This window comes from Pseudarthrobacter chlorophenolicus A6, from assembly GCF_000022025.1.
In the GTDB taxonomy this organism is placed as follows: domain Bacteria; phylum Actinomycetota; class Actinomycetes; order Actinomycetales; family Micrococcaceae; genus Arthrobacter; species Arthrobacter chlorophenolicus.
Genome location: NC_011886.1, coordinates 1,153,569 through 1,170,157 on the forward strand (window position 1 = coordinate 1,153,569; position 16,589 = coordinate 1,170,157).

At 63.3% G+C, this 16,589-nt stretch carries 10 protein-coding genes and 3 rRNA genes; 7 read left to right on the forward strand and 6 right to left on the reverse strand.

What is annotated here, in order from left to right; all coding sequences use genetic code 11:
• The first annotated feature begins 110 nt into the window (after nt 1-110).
• The 4 genes from ACHL_RS05320 to ACHL_RS05335 all read left to right on the forward strand — a co-directional run bounded on the left by ACHL_RS05320 (nt 111) and on the right by ACHL_RS05335 (nt 6,641).
• Nucleotides 111-1,632, forward strand: a 16S ribosomal RNA gene (locus ACHL_RS05320).
• Between the two features lie 521 nt (nt 1,633-2,153).
• Nucleotides 2,154-5,279: ribosomal RNA gene (locus ACHL_RS05325) — 23S ribosomal RNA — on the forward strand.
• Between the two features lie 154 nt (nt 5,280-5,433).
• A 5S ribosomal RNA gene (gene rrf / locus ACHL_RS05330) occupies nt 5,434-5,550 on the forward strand.
• Together the 16S, 23S and 5S rRNA genes form the textbook arrangement of a ribosomal RNA operon.
• 194 nt (nt 5,551-5,744) lie before the next feature.
• Nucleotides 5,745-6,641, forward strand: coding sequence for a diacylglycerol/lipid kinase family protein (locus ACHL_RS05335; RefSeq protein WP_043793792.1), 897 nt, complete (start codon nt 5,745-5,747; stop codon nt 6,639-6,641).
• A 78-nt stretch (nt 6,642-6,719) separates the two neighbouring features.
• Here ACHL_RS05335 and ACHL_RS05340 read toward each other — a convergent pair whose 3' ends face one another.
• The 4 genes from ACHL_RS05340 to ACHL_RS05355 form a co-directional block, all read right to left on the reverse strand.
• Nucleotides 6,720-6,986 (reverse strand): hypothetical protein, encoded by a 267-nt coding sequence (locus tag ACHL_RS05340; protein ID WP_015936275.1) that lies wholly within the window; start codon nt 6,984-6,986, stop codon nt 6,720-6,722.
• 38 nt (nt 6,987-7,024) lie between these two features.
• A complete protein-coding gene (locus ACHL_RS05345) occupies nt 7,025-7,465 on the reverse strand; it encodes a hypothetical protein (RefSeq protein WP_015936276.1) in 441 nt (146 codons plus the stop codon).
• A 406-nt stretch (nt 7,466-7,871) separates the two neighbouring features.
• On the reverse strand, nt 7,872-8,339 hold the full coding sequence (locus ACHL_RS05350) for a hypothetical protein (RefSeq protein ID WP_015936277.1): 468 nt from the start codon (nt 8,337-8,339) through the stop codon (nt 7,872-7,874).
• 109 nt (nt 8,340-8,448) lie between these two features.
• Nucleotides 8,449-9,678: an amidohydrolase family protein gene (locus ACHL_RS05355; RefSeq protein ID WP_015936278.1), complete on the reverse strand. Its 1,230-nt coding sequence runs from the start codon at nt 9,676-9,678 to the stop codon at nt 8,449-8,451.
• Between the two features lie 93 nt (nt 9,679-9,771).
• Here ACHL_RS05355 and ACHL_RS05360 point away from each other — a divergent pair, with 93 nt between their 5' ends.
• The gene (locus ACHL_RS05360; protein WP_015936279.1) at nt 9,772-10,617 is read left to right on the forward strand and encodes a hypothetical protein; all 846 of its coding nucleotides are present in this window, start codon (nt 9,772-9,774) and stop codon (nt 10,615-10,617) included.
• Here ACHL_RS05360 and ACHL_RS05365 read toward each other — a convergent pair.
• Complete coding sequence (locus ACHL_RS05365; RefSeq protein ID WP_015936280.1) at nt 10,601-11,296, reverse strand: DUF2306 domain-containing protein; 696 nt, start codon at nt 11,294-11,296, stop codon at nt 10,601-10,603. The two genes, ACHL_RS05360 and ACHL_RS05365, sit on opposite strands and share 17 nt — an antisense overlap.
• 195 nt (nt 11,297-11,491) lie before the next feature.
• Here ACHL_RS05365 and ACHL_RS05370 point away from each other — a divergent pair, with 195 nt between their 5' ends.
• Together ACHL_RS05370 and ACHL_RS05375 are read left to right on the forward strand one after the other, a co-directional pair.
• Nucleotides 11,492-13,126, forward strand: coding sequence for a serine hydrolase (locus ACHL_RS05370; protein ID WP_015936281.1), 1,635 nt, complete (start codon nt 11,492-11,494; stop codon nt 13,124-13,126).
• A gap of 156 nt (nt 13,127-13,282) precedes the next feature.
• Complete coding sequence (locus tag ACHL_RS05375; RefSeq protein WP_015936282.1) at nt 13,283-14,791, forward strand: MFS transporter; 1,509 nt, start codon at nt 13,283-13,285, stop codon at nt 14,789-14,791.
• A 42-nt stretch (nt 14,792-14,833) separates the two neighbouring features.
• Here ACHL_RS05375 and ACHL_RS05380 read toward each other — a convergent pair whose 3' ends face one another.
• Nucleotides 14,834-16,528 (reverse strand): SulP family inorganic anion transporter, encoded by a 1,695-nt coding sequence (locus ACHL_RS05380; RefSeq protein ID WP_050767069.1) that lies wholly within the window; start codon nt 16,526-16,528, stop codon nt 14,834-14,836.
• Nucleotides 16,529-16,589: the final 61 nt, after the last annotated feature.

The following is a 16,589-nucleotide window of genomic DNA, read 5'->3' on the forward strand; positions in this document are numbered from 1 at the left end:
TCGTGCCGCCCCTGTGGCGTGGTTTGGTGTTTTTAGCTGGTTTCAAATTTTGTGCAGCTTTTATCGCCGTTATTTCCGGTGGTTTTGGTTGTGTCTGTTTTTGTTTTACTTCAACGGAGAGTTTGATCCTGGCTCAGGATGAACGCTGGCGGCGTGCTTAACACATGCAAGTCGAACGATGAAGCCAGCTTGCTGGTGGATTAGTGGCGAACGGGTGAGTAACACGTGAGTAACCTGCCCTTGACTCTGGGATAAGCCTGGGAAACTGGGTCTAATACCGGATATGACTGATCATCGCATGGTGGTTGGTGGAAAGCTTTTGCGGTTTTGGATGGACTCGCGGCCTATCAGCTTGTTGGTGGGGTAATGGCCTACCAAGGCGACGACGGGTAGCCGGCCTGAGAGGGTGACCGGCCACACTGGGACTGAGACACGGCCCAGACTCCTACGGGAGGCAGCAGTGGGGAATATTGCACAATGGGCGAAAGCCTGATGCAGCGACGCCGCGTGAGGGATGACGGCCTTCGGGTTGTAAACCTCTTTCAGTAGGGAAGAAGCCGCAAGGTGACGGTACCTGCAGAAGAAGCGCCGGCTAACTACGTGCCAGCAGCCGCGGTAATACGTAGGGCGCAAGCGTTATCCGGAATTATTGGGCGTAAAGAGCTCGTAGGCGGTTTGTCGCGTCTGCCGTGAAAGTCCGGGGCTCAACTCCGGATCTGCGGTGGGTACGGGCAGACTAGAGTGATGTAGGGGAGACTGGAATTCCTGGTGTAGCGGTGAAATGCGCAGATATCAGGAGGAACACCGATGGCGAAGGCAGGTCTCTGGGCATTAACTGACGCTGAGGAGCGAAAGCATGGGGAGCGAACAGGATTAGATACCCTGGTAGTCCATGCCGTAAACGTTGGGCACTAGGTGTGGGGGACATTCCACGTTTTCCGCGCCGTAGCTAACGCATTAAGTGCCCCGCCTGGGGAGTACGGCCGCAAGGCTAAAACTCAAAGGAATTGACGGGGGCCCGCACAAGCGGCGGAGCATGCGGATTAATTCGATGCAACGCGAAGAACCTTACCAAGGCTTGACATGAACCGGAAACGCCTGGAAACAGGTGCCCCACTTGTGGTCGGTTTACAGGTGGTGCATGGTTGTCGTCAGCTCGTGTCGTGAGATGTTGGGTTAAGTCCCGCAACGAGCGCAACCCTCGTTCTATGTTGCCAGCACGTGATGGTGGGGACTCATAGGAGACTGCCGGGGTCAACTCGGAGGAAGGTGGGGACGACGTCAAATCATCATGCCCCTTATGTCTTGGGCTTCACGCATGCTACAATGGCCGGTACAAAGGGTTGCGATACTGTGAGGTGGAGCTAATCCCAAAAAGCCGGTCTCAGTTCGGATTGGGGTCTGCAACTCGACCCCATGAAGTCGGAGTCGCTAGTAATCGCAGATCAGCAACGCTGCGGTGAATACGTTCCCGGGCCTTGTACACACCGCCCGTCAAGTCACGAAAGTTGGTAACACCCGAAGCCGGTGGCCTAACCCTTGTGGGGGGAGCCGTCGAAGGTGGGACTGGCGATTGGGACTAAGTCGTAACAAGGTAGCCGTACCGGAAGGTGCGGCTGGATCACCTCCTTTCTAAGGAGCACCTACAACCATCCGCTCATCGTGTATGCGGTGGGGTTGGGGGTTGTCAGGAGAATGCCCGTTGCACGGACGAATGTTTCGTGGCGGGTGCTCAAGGGTGGAATATCAGCGAATAGGTGCCCGGTGTTGCCGGTGGTGTTGTGAGTACGGACTGATCCTTCGGGGTTGGGTTCCAGGAAAGCGGCTGCTGCTGGTGGTGGTGGGTAGTGTTTGGCACACTGTTGGGTCCTGAAGCAACAGGACCATGCCGGTTGGCTCTTCTTTGTGGGGGGTTGCGGGTGTGGGACGTTTGTTTCTGGTTTCCCTGCTGCACCGATCACGCACATATGTGTGTGGGGTGTGTGGTGTGGGGTTGTTGTTTGAGAACTACATAGTGGACGCGAGCATCTTGTATAAGAAGCAATTTCCAAGATATATGAACCTGGATCTGGTTCGTGCGCTGTGCCCCTTTTTGGGGTTGTGGTGTGCGGGACGGTTTCATGGTTCTCTCGAAATTAGTTTTTGATCTTTGTGGTCAAGTTTTTAAGAGCACACGGTGGATGCCTTGGCATTAGGAGCCGAAGAAGGACGTAGGAATCTGCGATAAGCCTGGGGGAGTCGATAACCGGACTGTGATCCCAGGGTGTCCGAATGGGGAAACCCCGCTGAGCGCGCGAGTGACTCAGTGACCCGCATCTGAACACATAGGGTGCGTGGAGGGAACGCGGGGAAGTGAAACATCTCAGTACCCGCAGGAAGAGAAAACAATAGTGATTCCGTTAGTAGTGGCGAGCGAACGCGGATCAGGCTAAACCGTTCCATGTGTGATAGCCGGCGGGCGTTGCATGGTCGGGGTTGTGGGACATTACGTGTCAGTTCTGCCGGGCTGACGGGGTGTGGGTGTGCGTATAGGTGAACGGTTTTGAAAGGCCGGCCAGAGAGGGTGTTAGTCCCGTAACTGTAATGCGTTGCACCGCCTTGTTGATGTATCCCAAGTAGTACGGGGCCCGAGAAATCCCGTGCGAATCTGTCAGGACCACCTGATAAGCCTAAATACTCCCTAATGACCGATAGCGGACCAGTACCGTGAGGGAAAGGTGAAAAGTACCCCGGGAGGGGAGTGAAACAGTACCTGAAACCGTGTGCTTACAATCCGTCGGAGCAGCCTTGTAGTTGTGACGGCGTGCCTTTTGAAGAATGAGCCTGCGAGTTAGTGTTACGTCGCGAGGTTAACCCGTGTGGGGCAGCCGTAGCGAAAGCGAGTCTGAATAGGGCGTGTGAGTGGCGTGATCTAGACCCGAAGCGAAGTGATCTACCCATGGCCAGGTTGAAGCGACGGTAAGACGTCGTGGAGGACCGAACCCACTTCAGTTGAAAATGGAGGGGATGAGCTGTGGGTAGGGGTGAAAGGCCAATCAAACTTCGTGATAGCTGGTTCTCCCCGAAATGCATTTAGGTGCAGCGTTGCGTGTTTCTTGCTGGAGGTAGAGCTACTGGATGGCTAATGGGCCCTACAAGGTTACTGACGTCAGCCAAACTCCGAATGCCGGTAAGTGAGAGCGTAGCAGTGAGACTGTGGGGGATAAGCTTCATAGTCGAGAGGGAAACAGCCCAGACCACCAACTAAGGCCCCTAAGCGTGTGCTAAGTGGGAAAGGATGTGGAGTTGCGAAGACAACCAGGAGGTTGGCTTAGAAGCAGCCATCCTTAAAAGAGTGCGTAATAGCTCACTGGTCAAGTGATTCCGCGCCGACAATGTAGCGGGGCTCAAGTACACCGCCGAAGTTGTGGCATTCAAATATTAGCTAAGCCCTTGTGGTTCAGGCGTTTGGATGGGTAGGGGAGCGTCGTGTGGGCAGTGAAGTCGCGGTGGAAACCAGCGGTGGAGCCTACACGAGTGAGAATGCAGGCATGAGTAGCGAAAGACGGGTGAGAAACCCGTCCGCCGAATGATCAAGGGTTCCAGGGTCAAGCTAATCTGCCCTGGGTAAGTCGGGACCTAAGGCGAGGCCGACAGGCGTAGTCGATGGACAACGGGTTGATATTCCCGTACCGGCGAAAAACCGCCCATGTTGAACAGGGGATACTAACTGCCCGAGACCTGCCCGACCGTCCTTTGGATGGAAGGGTTTTGGTGGAGCGCAGGACCTGATCCTGGGAGGCAAGCGTATTAACAGGTGTGACGCAGGAAGGTAGCCGAGCCGGGCGATGGTTGTCCCGGTCTAAGGATGTAGGGCGAGTGGTAGGCAAATCCGCCACTCATGATGCCTGAGATCTGATGGGACCCCCGTTTGGGGGGATTTGGTGATCCTATGCTGCCGAGAAAAGCATCGACGCGAGGTTTTAGCCGCCCGTACCCCAAACCGACACAGGTGATCAGGTAGAGAATACTAAGGCGATCGAGAGAATTATGGTTAAGGAACTCGGCAAAATGCCCCCGTAACTTCGGGAGAAGGGGGGCCCCAACCTTGATGGACACTTGCTGTCCGGAGGGGATCGGGGCCGCAGAGACCAGGGGGAAGCGACTGTTTACTAAAAACACAGGTCCGTGCGAAGTCGCAAGACGATGTATACGGACTGACTCCTGCCCGGTGCTGGAAGGTTAAGAGGACCGGTTAGCCGTAAGGCGAAGCTGAGAATTTAAGCCCCAGTAAACGGCGGTGGTAACTATAACCATCCTAAGGTAGCGAAATTCCTTGTCGGGTAAGTTCCGACCTGCACGAATGGAGTAACGACTTCCCCGCTGTCTCAACCATAAACTCGGCGAAATTGCAGTACGAGTAAAGATGCTCGTTACGCGCAGCAGGACGGAAAGACCCCGAGACCTTTACTATAGTTTGGTATTGGTGTTCGGAGTGGCTTGTGTAGGATAGGTGGGAGACGTTGAAGCCCGGACGCCAGTTCGGGTGGAGTCATCGTTGAAATACCACTCTGGTCACTTTGGACATCTAACTTCGGCCCGTAATCCGGGTCAGGGACAGTGCCTGATGGGTAGTTTAACTGGGGCGGTTGCCTCCTAAAAAGTAACGGAGGCGCCCAAAGGTTCCCTCAGCCTGGTTGGCAATCAGGTGTCGAGTGTAAGTGCACAAGGGAGCTTGACTGTGAGAGAGACATCTCGAGCAGGGACGAAAGTCGGGACTAGTGATCCGGCGGTACATTGTGGAATGGCCGTCGCTCAACGGATAAAAGGTACCTCGGGGATAACAGGCTGATCTTGCCCAAGAGTCCATATCGACGGCATGGTTTGGCACCTCGATGTCGGCTCGTCGCATCCTGGGGCTGGAGTAGGTCCCAAGGGTTGGGCTGTTCGCCCATTAAAGCGGTACGCGAGCTGGGTTTAGAACGTCGTGAGACAGTTCGGTCCCTATCCGCTGCGCGCGCAGGAAATTTGAGAAGGGCTGTCCTTAGTACGAGAGGACCGGGACGGACGAACCTCTGGTGTGTCAGTTGTACTGCCAAGTGCACCGCTGATTAGCTACGTTCGGATGGGATAACCGCTGAAAGCATCTAAGCGGGAAGCTCGCTTCGAGATGAGATTTCCATACACTTTATGTGTGAGAGGCCCCCAGCCAGACCACTGGGTTGATAGGCCGGATGTGGAAGCGAGGACTAACGACTCGTGAAGCTGACCGGTACTAATAGGCCAACAACTTACACCACACAGAAAACACACATTCTGCTTGCGTCCACTATGTGGTTCCCAACCAACAACCCAACACGTTGCTGGCCGGAACCAAACAACTAAATACACAACACCACAATGTTGTAACCACACAGATTTCCCAACCCCGCCACGGGGTTCGGGTATTAGGGTTACGGCGGTCATAGCGTGGGGGAAACGCCCGGTCCCATTCCGAACCCGGAAGCTAAGACCCACAGCGCCGATGGTACTGCACCCGGGAGGGTGTGGGAGAGTAGGACACCGCCGGACAACCATTCGGTCGAGGCCCCAACCAGCAACGGTTGGGGCCTCCCACATTTAACACACCAACCCCCACGGATGCCCCATCACATACCGCACCTAACATCCACTGTTAGGCGCTAAACCTGATAGCGCAACAGGAGTTGGTGCGGCCAACTAGGCTGGAGCCACAGGTGAACCACGATCGAAGGGCTGGTTGCGTTATGGCTGACGATGCGGCACTGGCTGCAGCTTTTGACCGTGTGGTCCTAATATTCAATCCCGGCAAACCTGGCATGCATGCCAGGATCGAGGACCTTCAAAGCATGCTCAACCGGGAATTTCCGTCGCTCCCGGTCAGCGTGCTGCCCACCACTCACGCTGGGCACGCCCGCGAGCTTGCGCGGACAGAAGCAGGGTTGGGCGCGCCGCTGATGGTGTCCGTAAGCGGAGACGGCGGGTACAACGAGGTGGTGAACGGCGTCATGGACGTCGCAGGAAGCAGGGCGGTGTGTGCCGTGCAGCCGGCGGGCAACGCCAACGATCATCATCGAAGCCTGCCGGATCAGTCGCTCCCGCAGGCGATCCGGGAGGCGAGTGTCCGCCGCATCGACCTGCTCCGCGTCACGTTCCGGGACGGTGACCGCCAGGACGTACGGTACGCCCACTCCTATGTCGGGTTCGGGCTCACGCCGCTGATGGCAGTGGGGATCGAAAAGGGCGGCAAGGGGAAAGTCCTGGAACTCGTCTCCGTGGCGCGGACGTTGTCCAAGCTCAGGCCTTTTGAGCTGGTCCGCGCGGATGGTGCCACCGCCCGGTTCGACAGCTTGATCCTGGCCAACATCTCCCGGATGGCGAAGTATGGGACGGTCAGTGAGTCTGACCAACCGGATGACGGGCGTTTCGAAGTGGTGACTCTACCGCACGCCGGGCGGTGGAAGATGGCGTTGATGACGCTGCGCGCGGTCACGCTGGGATTGGGGCGGCAGCCGAGCGTCAGCACGTATGAGTTCACCATGCGGGACGCTGCGCCGTGTCAGATTGACGGCGAAGTGGTGCACTGCCAGGCAGGAACGCAGGTACTGGTTGAGAGCGCCCATGGAGCCCTCGCCACCATTTGAGCGCCTAACCCATTGTGCTCTGAGGAGCACCAGCTGGCCAGGCAGCCGACGCAGAGGAGCCGGCTGCCTTCCACTATGTCAGGGCTGCACGGAGTCGAAGAACGTGTAACCGGTATCCTGCTTCCCGGAGCTGTGTTCGTGCGCCTTCATGCGGATGAATTTCACGTCTTCGTCGCTGAGGCTGGTCTCCCCGTGGACGTCCCAGGTGAGTGGCTGATCGAGGGCGGCGCTGATCTCCGCGGATACTGTCCGCGGGATGATCACACAGCCGGGGTTGTCGAACAGCCAATCCGTCACAGTCGCGGGAAGCCGGTGCCACTGGTCTCGGAGGCGTGTCTCTGTCATGGCTAGCCTTTCGGGTTGTCTGTCAGTGGACGGGACGGTCAGTCGAAATGGATTTCGGCGGCAGCATTACGCAAGAATTCGAGGCGCTGTTCTTCGACCATTCCCAAGGCGTCAAGTTCCTCGGTGCGGTCCTGGCGTTCCTGGGCTGCTTGCGCTGACACGCCCGCGAGGATGTCCCCCACCAGATGCGCCAGGCCCGACTTGAGCTCCGCCAGGTTGGTGTTGCCAATCAGCAGCCGTCGGTCAGAAACAGAGAGGTCGATGTGGCTGTAGCCCGCCTCTTCGAGATCTTTCCGGGTACCGCTCCCGTGCAGGAGATCGATCTCCCGTGGCTGCGGACGGCGGGAGAACACGGCTGGGACTGTGTAGCGGGTGGGACCCTGTGCCGTGTGGAGATCATGTGGCAAGGCCGACGCAAGGACGCCGCTGAGTGTGAGCGCCGAATCGGCGCGGGAAGGAGAGGTTTGTAGGGTGGTCATGGCGCTCGGCCTGCGTTCTTGGGAATGCACCGTCGGACCCGTGGTTCACGGAACGGCTGTGACTGGTGAGGCAGGGCCCGGGGCCGGGCCGCTGCGGAGGAGGGAACAAGCCGCTTACGATAATGCTGGCCGCCCTCAATGTCCCAGGTCACCGCTGCTGCCGTATTCAGCCTGGAGGCTGGACCGGCGGCAGGCAGCGAAGGGGCTGCAGGAGAACTGGGCTCGTTGATCGGAGAATCGGATGTCCAGTCACGACGTCCCGAAGTACTTTGAGTCTACGCCCTCTTGCCGTCAGAAGGACCGGAATATGGCAGCACCGAAAATTCGCTCGGCGACGTACTGCCAGTTCGGGACGGGACGGGACGGAAAGGCAGGCACCAGGTCAGGCCGGGCGGCCGCGCGTGCGCTACGGCAGGACGGGATGGTCGAAGGACAGGCGCAGCCCGGAACGGTAGGCAGAATCGATGACGGACTCAAGTTCGTCCAGGACTGTCTGGTTCCCGGGGAGGACCACATGGGCCAGGAATTCCGACTCAAGTGAGGCGATACCTGCCGACGCTGCTCCGAGCTTGGCATCAATCGCGGCGGCCAGGGCATGCCAGGATTTTCGATTCACGCGCTCCAGGACTTTCGCGTTTGTTTCACGAAGGTGGCTGTCCGCGACGTCCACCCGTAACGCCAGCGGCCCTTCGGACTGCAGCAGCGGCATGACAATGCGGAACTGCCGGCCGTCACCCTTGAAAGCGACAGCGCCGAGCACTCCCCGCTGACCGAAGATGATGTCAGTTGCACCGTAATTCTCGAGCGCCAGCTTGATATGTTTCCGGGAAGCCTCGCTGCTGTAGGAATCGCCCCGGGTGTAAGGAACTGTCATCTTCCAACTATGCGCCCTCTTAGCTGGACATGGGTACGCCTTTTGAAGTCGCATCCGCGGCAAAGGTTACTGGGTGCCGGCGGTTTGGTCATGGGCTGTCGCGCCAGGGTCAGACCAGCTGGAGCCCGTCCGCCACCACGTTGCCGCGGTGGATCACCGTGCGGCCCGGGAGCCTGTCCATGACGGCGGCGGCCACAGTGTCGCCCTCCACGAGGACCAGCTCCGCGGGCTCTCCCACCGCAAGTCCTGGCCGGTCCGCCGTAGAGGACAGCCGCGTAGCCGCCGGATCGATGACGCTGGCCCCGCCAATCGTCGCCACCGCCACGCAGTGTTCTATCAGTTCGTCAGCCCGGAACCTGTTGGTGAACGCCAGCTGCCAGGTACGGTCCAACATGTCCGCGTTGCCATACGGCGACCAGTAATCGCGCTGCCCATCCTCGCCCAGGCCTACCCGGATGCCCGCCGCAGTCACTCGTTCCAGGGGCAGCGGCGTTGCCGGAGCTACGGTGGCCACCGAGACATCCAGCTCAGCCATTTCCGCGAGCAGCCCGTCCAGCTTGCCGTCTGGCAGGTCCGCAAGCGCAAATGCGTGGGAGACGGTGACCAGCCCCTGCATACCCAGCGCGCGCGTTCGCTCCAGGATCAGCTCGATACTGAAAAGGCCCAGCTGCCCGGGCTCGTGCAGGTGGATGTCCACCGGCTTGCGGTACTCTTCCGCGAGGCCAAACACGATGTCCAGGTGCTTCACCGGATCGCGGTCCAACGCGCACGGGTCGATCCCGCCCACCACGTCCGCACCCAGTTTCAGGGCTTCCTCCAGCACCTCAGTGCTGCCAGCCTCGCGCAGCAGCCCCGCCTGCGGAAACGCGATCACTGCAACGTCCGCGCGGCTGCGGTGCGTTTCACGCGCGGCAAGGACCGCCTCGAAACGCTCCAGGCCGGCGTCGGCATCCACCTGGGCGTAGCTGCGCACGCGCGTGGTGCCGCGCTTGATCATGGCGCCCAGCGTGTGGGTGGCACGCTCCGTGATGGAGGCTTCCGCGTCCCGCCAGTTATTGCGGTCGTTAAGCATCATGTTCCACACGCCCGGCGAACCCGAATGCGGGCGGAACGGCAGCCCCAGCCGGGTGGAGTCCAGGTGGACGTGGACATCGGAGAAGGATGGCAGCAGGATCCGGCCCCGCCCGTCCACGACGCCGGCACCCAGCTCAGTGTCCCCGTCCGGCGCAGCAGCCCCCGGCTGCGCGGCGGGCACGACGGCGGTGATCGCCCCGCCGTCGAGCGTCACGTCGGCGGGGTCCCCGCCCCAGGGGCGGACGTTGCGGAGGACGAGGGTCATGGGTGCGGTCCTGTCGTCGAGTAGGGGCAAAGCCGCTTTTCAGTCTAGGGGCCTGCGCATCTTCCGGCTCCGGCCGGGCTTAGACTCGAACGCATGTCAGCTTCTGGGGGAAAGCCGGCTCGGCGCCGGGGTGTCATCGGTGCTTGGGCGGTTGCGGTCACGCTCCTTGCAGCGTGCGAGTACAGCGGGCCGGACGAACAGCAACCGGCATCGCCCGCGGTCGCCGCAACACCGGAGCCGCGCTCCTTCGAGGAGAACGCAGGCGAGGTTGCCCGCCTGCTCGGGACCGCGCCCGACGAACCGGGCATGCCATCGGACGAGGAACCGGCCGGCAAGCTGACCCTGGTGCTGGCGCCGGGGGACTACATGGTCACCGGTGCGTGCGCGGGAACCTACGGAGCCAAGCTCACCATCACCGGCGAGGACGGCGTGCCGGAGCTTTCGTACTTCGAGTGCACTGACACCCTGGACCGCTTCATGAGGCACGACGGCGGCCCCGTCACCATCAGCGCCGTTCCGTCCACAGGCAAGCCGTCCGCCACCGGCGTCAAGATCCAGGCAAACCCGGATCCGCGGGCGTCGGAGCTGAAGGACCTGTCGGAGTGGTCGTCACAGCAGCTGCAGCCGCGGATTCCCGGTGAACTGAGCGGCAGCCACCGCGGGAACACGGTTTTCACGTCGACTCTGATGGCCAAACCCGGTAGGTACGAGCTCCACATTGTCTGTGACGGGACCCCGTACGCCGGGTTGGCACTGGCCACCGCCGCAGGTGCTGAGATCCAGGCGCCGGTAAACATCATTTGTGAGGGGACGGTGCTGAAGTCGCCGGTGGTGCTGCCCACCGAGGGACTGGACATCACCATCGACCCTGTCGGCAGTCCGTCAGCCCGGTTCGCCTACCGGCTGGTCCCGGCCGCCGAAGCTACACCGTCCGGATAGAGGTGCGGGGCCGGCGGGCAGCCTTATGCGCCCGGCGGTAAATGAAGTACTCGGCCACCGCCAGGCTGAGCACCCACGACGCCCCGATCAGGAGGCCGCGGCTCAGCTCGGTCACCGGCCCCACCAGCGCAATCCAGGGGATGGTCACCACCACGATGGTGCCCTGGGCGATACCGATGGCGTACGCCCGGGACATCCACTCGCTGTGCCGGACAAAGTTACGGCGCCGAACCTCGAGGAACCCGAGGACCAGGAACGCTACCATCGCGGACCCGAATACCAGCCGCAGGGCCAGCAGCAGCGGTCCGTCCAGGGGAGGCAGGTCGTAGAACACGGCCATCCACAAACCGGACAGGGCCGCCAGCAGGCCGGCGGGCACCAGGATGCGGCCCGCCACCTTGTGCCAGCTCCGTTTGCCGCGCTTGCCCCGGCGCAGTGAAGGGACGAACTGGAACGCGCCCAGCAGCAGGTACAACGTGACCGTGGGCACATGGATCAGCACCGGAACGGGTGAATCGAAGAACCGGGCGTTGTCCGGCCGCACCTCGCCTCCGGCCAGGTCGGTGAGGCGGACCGTGCCGGCGATGAGGGGAACCAGGCTGAGGAGGATGAGGCTGGCAGGAACCAGCCAGCGGGTCCTGGGCTGCGGGCGGGTGTGCGGAACAGATGCGGTGGCCATGGGAGTCGCCTCTTTGCTGGGTCAGAATTGCGCGGGCGTGGGCCCACCCTACTGCCCCGGCGCCGGAACCGCGATAGGCCGGAAGCCCTAAAGCCGGGTGCCCATTGCACCGCCCGGGCGCCGGGTCCAGTATTAAGGCGCGGGACGGCTGGGGCCTTCTGAAAGTGCTCACCGCCTGAGGATCAAGGATTCGCCATGACCAGTGGTTCTGTTTTCCCCACCCGCCGCACCGTCCTCAAGACCGCCGGGATCGGTGCTGCCGGAGTGCCCCTCCTGGCCGCCGGCAACGCACCGCGGCAGCAGACCGCGTCGGTGCCATCCGCTTTGCTTCCCGCCCCGCCGGGACAGGTGCCGCCGCGGCTGGACCGGGCCAAGGTGGACAGGGCGCTGGAAAGGCTGGATGACTTGGCCGGGTACGTGCTCGCCGAAACCGGACTGCCTGGCCTGGCTGTCGCCGTCGTCTATCAGGACGAGGTGCTGTACGCGAAGGGCTTCGGCGTCCGGGAAGTGGGCAAGCCCGCCCAGGTCACGCCGGAGACGGTGTTCCAGGTGGCGTCGGTGTCCAAGCCGCTGGCATCCACCGTTATCGCGGGCGTGGTGGGCCGGAAAGTGGTCGCGTGGACGGACCCGGTGATCAAGTACAACAGGGACTTCGCCCTCAACAACGATTACGTCACCCGGAACGCCACTTTCGCCGACCTGCTGTCCCACCGCAGCGGACTGCAGACCGGCGCGGGCGACCTGCTGGAGGACCTCGGCTTCGACCGGGACTACATCCTGTCCCACCTCCACCAGCAGCCACTCGATGCCTTCCGGTCCAGCTACCACTACAGCAATTTCGGCTACACCGAGGGCGGGCAGGCGGCGGCCGATGCCATGGACACACCGTGGGAGGACCTGGCGGACAAGCTCCTGTTCGGCCCGCTGGGCATGGCCTCCTCCAGCTACCGGCTGGCCGACTATGAAAAGGCGGCCAACCGGGCCGTCCTGCACGTGCCGGTGGGGGACAAGCAGTGGGCTGCGAAGTACCGCAGGGATCCCGACGCCGAAGCCCCGGCCGGCGGCGCGAGCTCCTCCGTGCGGGACCTGGCCCAGTGGCTCCGGCTGCAGCTGGGCAACGGCACCTACGCCGGCACCCCACTGATTGACGCCGCCGCGCTGCAGACCACCCGGGTGCCGCACTCCGTCTCCGGGCCGGCCGCGGCCCCGGCGGCCAGGTCTCGCTTCTACGGGCTGGGCTGGAACGTCTCCTACGACGACGAAGGCCGCGTGCAGCTGGGGCACTCGGGTGCCTTCAACCTCGGAGCGGCGACTGCCGTGTCCATGCTGCCCGGCGAACAGCTGGCCATCGTGACCCTGACCAACGGCCGGCCGCAGGGCATCCCGGAGGCCATCAACGCCGACTTCATGGACACGGCCCAGAACGGTGCGCCCACCGTGGACTGGCTGCCCTTCATCGCCGGCATCTTCCGCCAGCAGGATGAGGCGGACAAACCGGAGATCGACTACGGCAAACTCCCGGCCAACCCCACATCGGCCGGGCCGAACCGCCGGTACACGGGCACCTATGCCAACTCCTACTACGGCCCGCTGATGGTCTTCGAGCAGGACGGCGGGCTCGCCATGAGGATGGGCCCGGACGGGAATCAGACCACCTTCCCGTTGACGCATTTCGACGGCGACACCTTCAGTTTCGAGAGCATCGGCGAGAACGGCAACGGCCTGGCCGGGGCGGTCTTCGCTGAGCCGCGCCGTGGCTCGTCCCAGGAGGTGGTCCTGGACTTCTACAACAGGACGGGCCTGGGGACCTTTACCCGGCGCGCGAGGTAGGAGACCCGCCTGACGGCCGCGCCGCCGTCGTGCCTAATTCATGCTTGCGGCACTCCCGTAGCGGCGGGATGATCGGAAGAGTTGGGCTGCCGCCGGCCACACGGGCCGGAGATGACGACGGCGCGTGCCCGGCTTTGAGCGATGCGGCGGTGAGCCATGACAGAGCACAACAGGCAGCGGCGGCTGAAGATCAGCGACGTCAACGTGGTGAACCGCAAGACGCTCAAAAAAGCGCTCGGCGGCACCATCGTGGGCAACACGATGGAGTGGTACGACGTCGGCGTGTTCGGCTACCTGATCACCACCATGGGCCCGGTGTTCCTGCCTGAGGCGGACCGGGCCGTGCAGAACCTGTTCCTGCTGGGTACCTTCGCCGCCACCTTCATCGCCAGGCCGCTGGGCGGGGTCTTCTTCGGCTGGCTCGGGGACAAGATCGGCCGGCAGAAGGTCCTGGCCATGACGCTGATGATCATGGCCGCCGCCACGTTCGCCGTCGGCCTGCTGCCCGGCTACGCGGTGCTGGGCATCTGGGCGGCGGTGCTGCTGGTGGTCCTGAAGCTGGTGCAGGGTTTCTCCACCGGCGGCGAGTACTCCGGGGCCACCACGTTCGTGTGCGAGCACGCCCCGGACCGGCGCCGCGGCTTCTACGTCAGCTTCCTGGACATGGGCAGTTACCTGGGGTTCGCGGCCGGCGGGCTGGTGGTGTCCATTCTGCAGCTGGTGCTGGGCCAGGAGCAGATGGAGGCGTGGGGCTGGCGGCTGCCGTTCCTGGTGGCCGGACCGCTGGGTGCCGTGGCCGTGTACTTCCGGATGAAGATCGAGGAATCTGCCGCGTTCAAGGCCACCATGGAAGCCGAGGCCGTGGCGGCCACGCATCCGGAAACGGGGGAGGAGCTCAAGCCCGTTGGCCCGCTGGGCATTCTGAAGGCGCACTGGCGGCCCATCCTTTTGGCCATGATCCTGGCCGCGGCCGCCAACACCGTTGCTTACGCCCTCACCTCGTACATGCCCACGTACCTGACCAGCAACAAGGGGTACAGCGAGGTGGACGGCACGCTGCTGACTATCCCGGTGCTGGTGGCGATGGCGCTCTGCATTCCGTTCACGGGCCGGCTCTCGGACCGGATCGGCCGTCGCAAGGTCCTGTGGATTGGTGCGCTGAGCACGGCGGTGTTCGCGATTCCTGCGTTCCTGGCGATCGCGGCCGGCAGTGTTCCCATGACATTCCTGGGCCTGGCGCTGATCGCTTTCCCGGTGGCGTTCTCGGTGCCGAACCTCGCCTCCGCGCTGCCGGCGCTGTTCCCCACGGAGCACCGCTATTCCGCCATGGGCATCGCCTACAACTTCGCCGTGGCCATCTTCGGCGGCACGGCACCGTTCATCATCGCGGCGCTCATCGAACTGACCGGCAACGACATGACCATCGCCTACTACCTCATGGGCGTGGCCGTGATCGCCGCCGTCGCCATCTACTTCCTGCCCGAATCCGCAGGCCGGCACCTGCCCGGGTCCATGCCCAGCGTCGACTCGCAGGAGGAGGCCCGGAGGCTGGTGGAGAACCAGGACAACGATCCGCTGCTGGACCTTGAATCGCTGCCGTTCGAGGAGAGCTTCGAAGCCGCACGGGCGTCCCACAACCGGCCGGACAAGCCGACCGTCATGTAGGGCAACGGCATACGACGGCGGCGCCCGGGTGGGGTGCCGCGGCTACGCCTGGCGCTTCTCCCGCTGGTAAGCCCGCACGGCCTCGCTGGTGGTGGGATAGAAGTGCGCGGGGGAGAAGCGGGCGCCCATGCCGTACCGCAGCAGCCTGTCCTTGACCGGGCCCTTCATTTCCGCGAACACCAGGTCCACGCCGTGCCGTTCCAGCCATTCGTCGAGTTCCACCAGCTCGTCCAGGGCGGTGGTGTCGATGCCGGTCACGGGCTCGGCCGCCAGTACTACGCGGTCGGTGCCGGGCGGGGCGTCGTCCAGTTCGTCGCGCACGAAGGATCCCAGCAGCGCGCCGTTGCCGAAAAACAGCGGGGCGTCGAAGCGCAGGATCAGCAGGCCGGGGATGCGCTCGCCCTCGGGGTGGCGGGTGACGTCGTGGTAGCCGGGCACGCCGGGGACATCCACCAGTTCGGCGCGGTAGGGGTCCCAGGCCCGCCGCAGGAAGTCCAGGATGGCCAGCCCGACGGCCACGACGATGCCCGGCAGGACGCCCAGGATGGTGACGCCGAGGAAGGCCGCCAGCATCACCAGCGATTCGCTGCGGCTCATGCTGACCAGCCGGCGCACCCCGGCGGGGTCGGCGATTCCGGCGGCCGCGGCGATGACGATGGCGGCCAGCGTGGCGGCGGGCAGGAACTCGGTGACGCCGGGCGCCGCCAGCATGAAGGCCAGGACCAGGAGGGCGCCCACCACACCTGTCAGCTGGGATTTCGATCCGGAATCCACTGCCACCGGGGTGCGGGAGGTGCTGGCGGAGATGGGGAAGCCGCCGAAGAGGCCGCTGGCTGCGTTGGCCGCGCCGAGGGCCGCCATCTCGTGGTTGCCGGAGACCTTGCCGTTCCGGGCCGCAGCCAAAGATTGGGACAGGGTTCCGGTGTCCACGAAGACGATCAGGGCGATGCCGGCGGCGGCGGGAAGCAGTGCCAGGACGTCGGCCCAGCCGATGCCGCCAAGGGCCGGGGACGGGAGCCCCTGCGGCAGGGCACCGGTGACCTTGACGCTGTCGCGGAGTCCCAGCAGGCCCACGGCCAGGCAGGATACGACGACGGCGATCAGCACGCCGGGGACCTTCCACTTCAGCCACCGCGGCACCAGGATGAGTGCCAGCGAGGCGAGCCCCAGCAGCAGCGCCGTCAGGTTGGTTTCGCCGTCGAGCACCTTCGGCACAGCGGCCAGGAGCTTGTCCCAAGGGGTGTCACCGTCCACGGAAATGCCCAGGAGGACGGGCAGCTGGGAGGCAACCACCAGCAGGGCGATGCCGTTGAGGTAGCCCAGCCGGATGGGCTTGGACAGCAGCCCCGTGACGATGCCCAGCCGCAGCGCCGAACCGATGAGCATGATGGCGCCGATCAGTATGGCAAGGAGGCCCGCGAGGGCGACGGACCGCTGTTCATCCGCCGCGGCCAGGGGAATCAGGGCGGCGACGATCATCGGGGCGAGCGCCGAGTCCGGGCCCAGCACCAGCACCCGGGATGGACCCACGATCGCGTAGGCGATCAGGGGCACCACCGTGGCATAAAGTCCGGTCACCGGCGGGAGCCCGGCGGCCTGCGCGTAGGCCATGCCCGCGGGGACCAGCACCGCGAAGAGCGCGGCCCCTGCCACCGCATCGTGCCGCAGCCACCCGGCTTTGTAACCGCGCAGGGCCGGCGGGATCCACCAGGACTGGGGTTTACCGGAGCGGCTCATGCTCCGATCATGGCCCATCCCGGCGGTGCTTGCCATCGGTCCGCCGGCAGGCAGGCTCCCT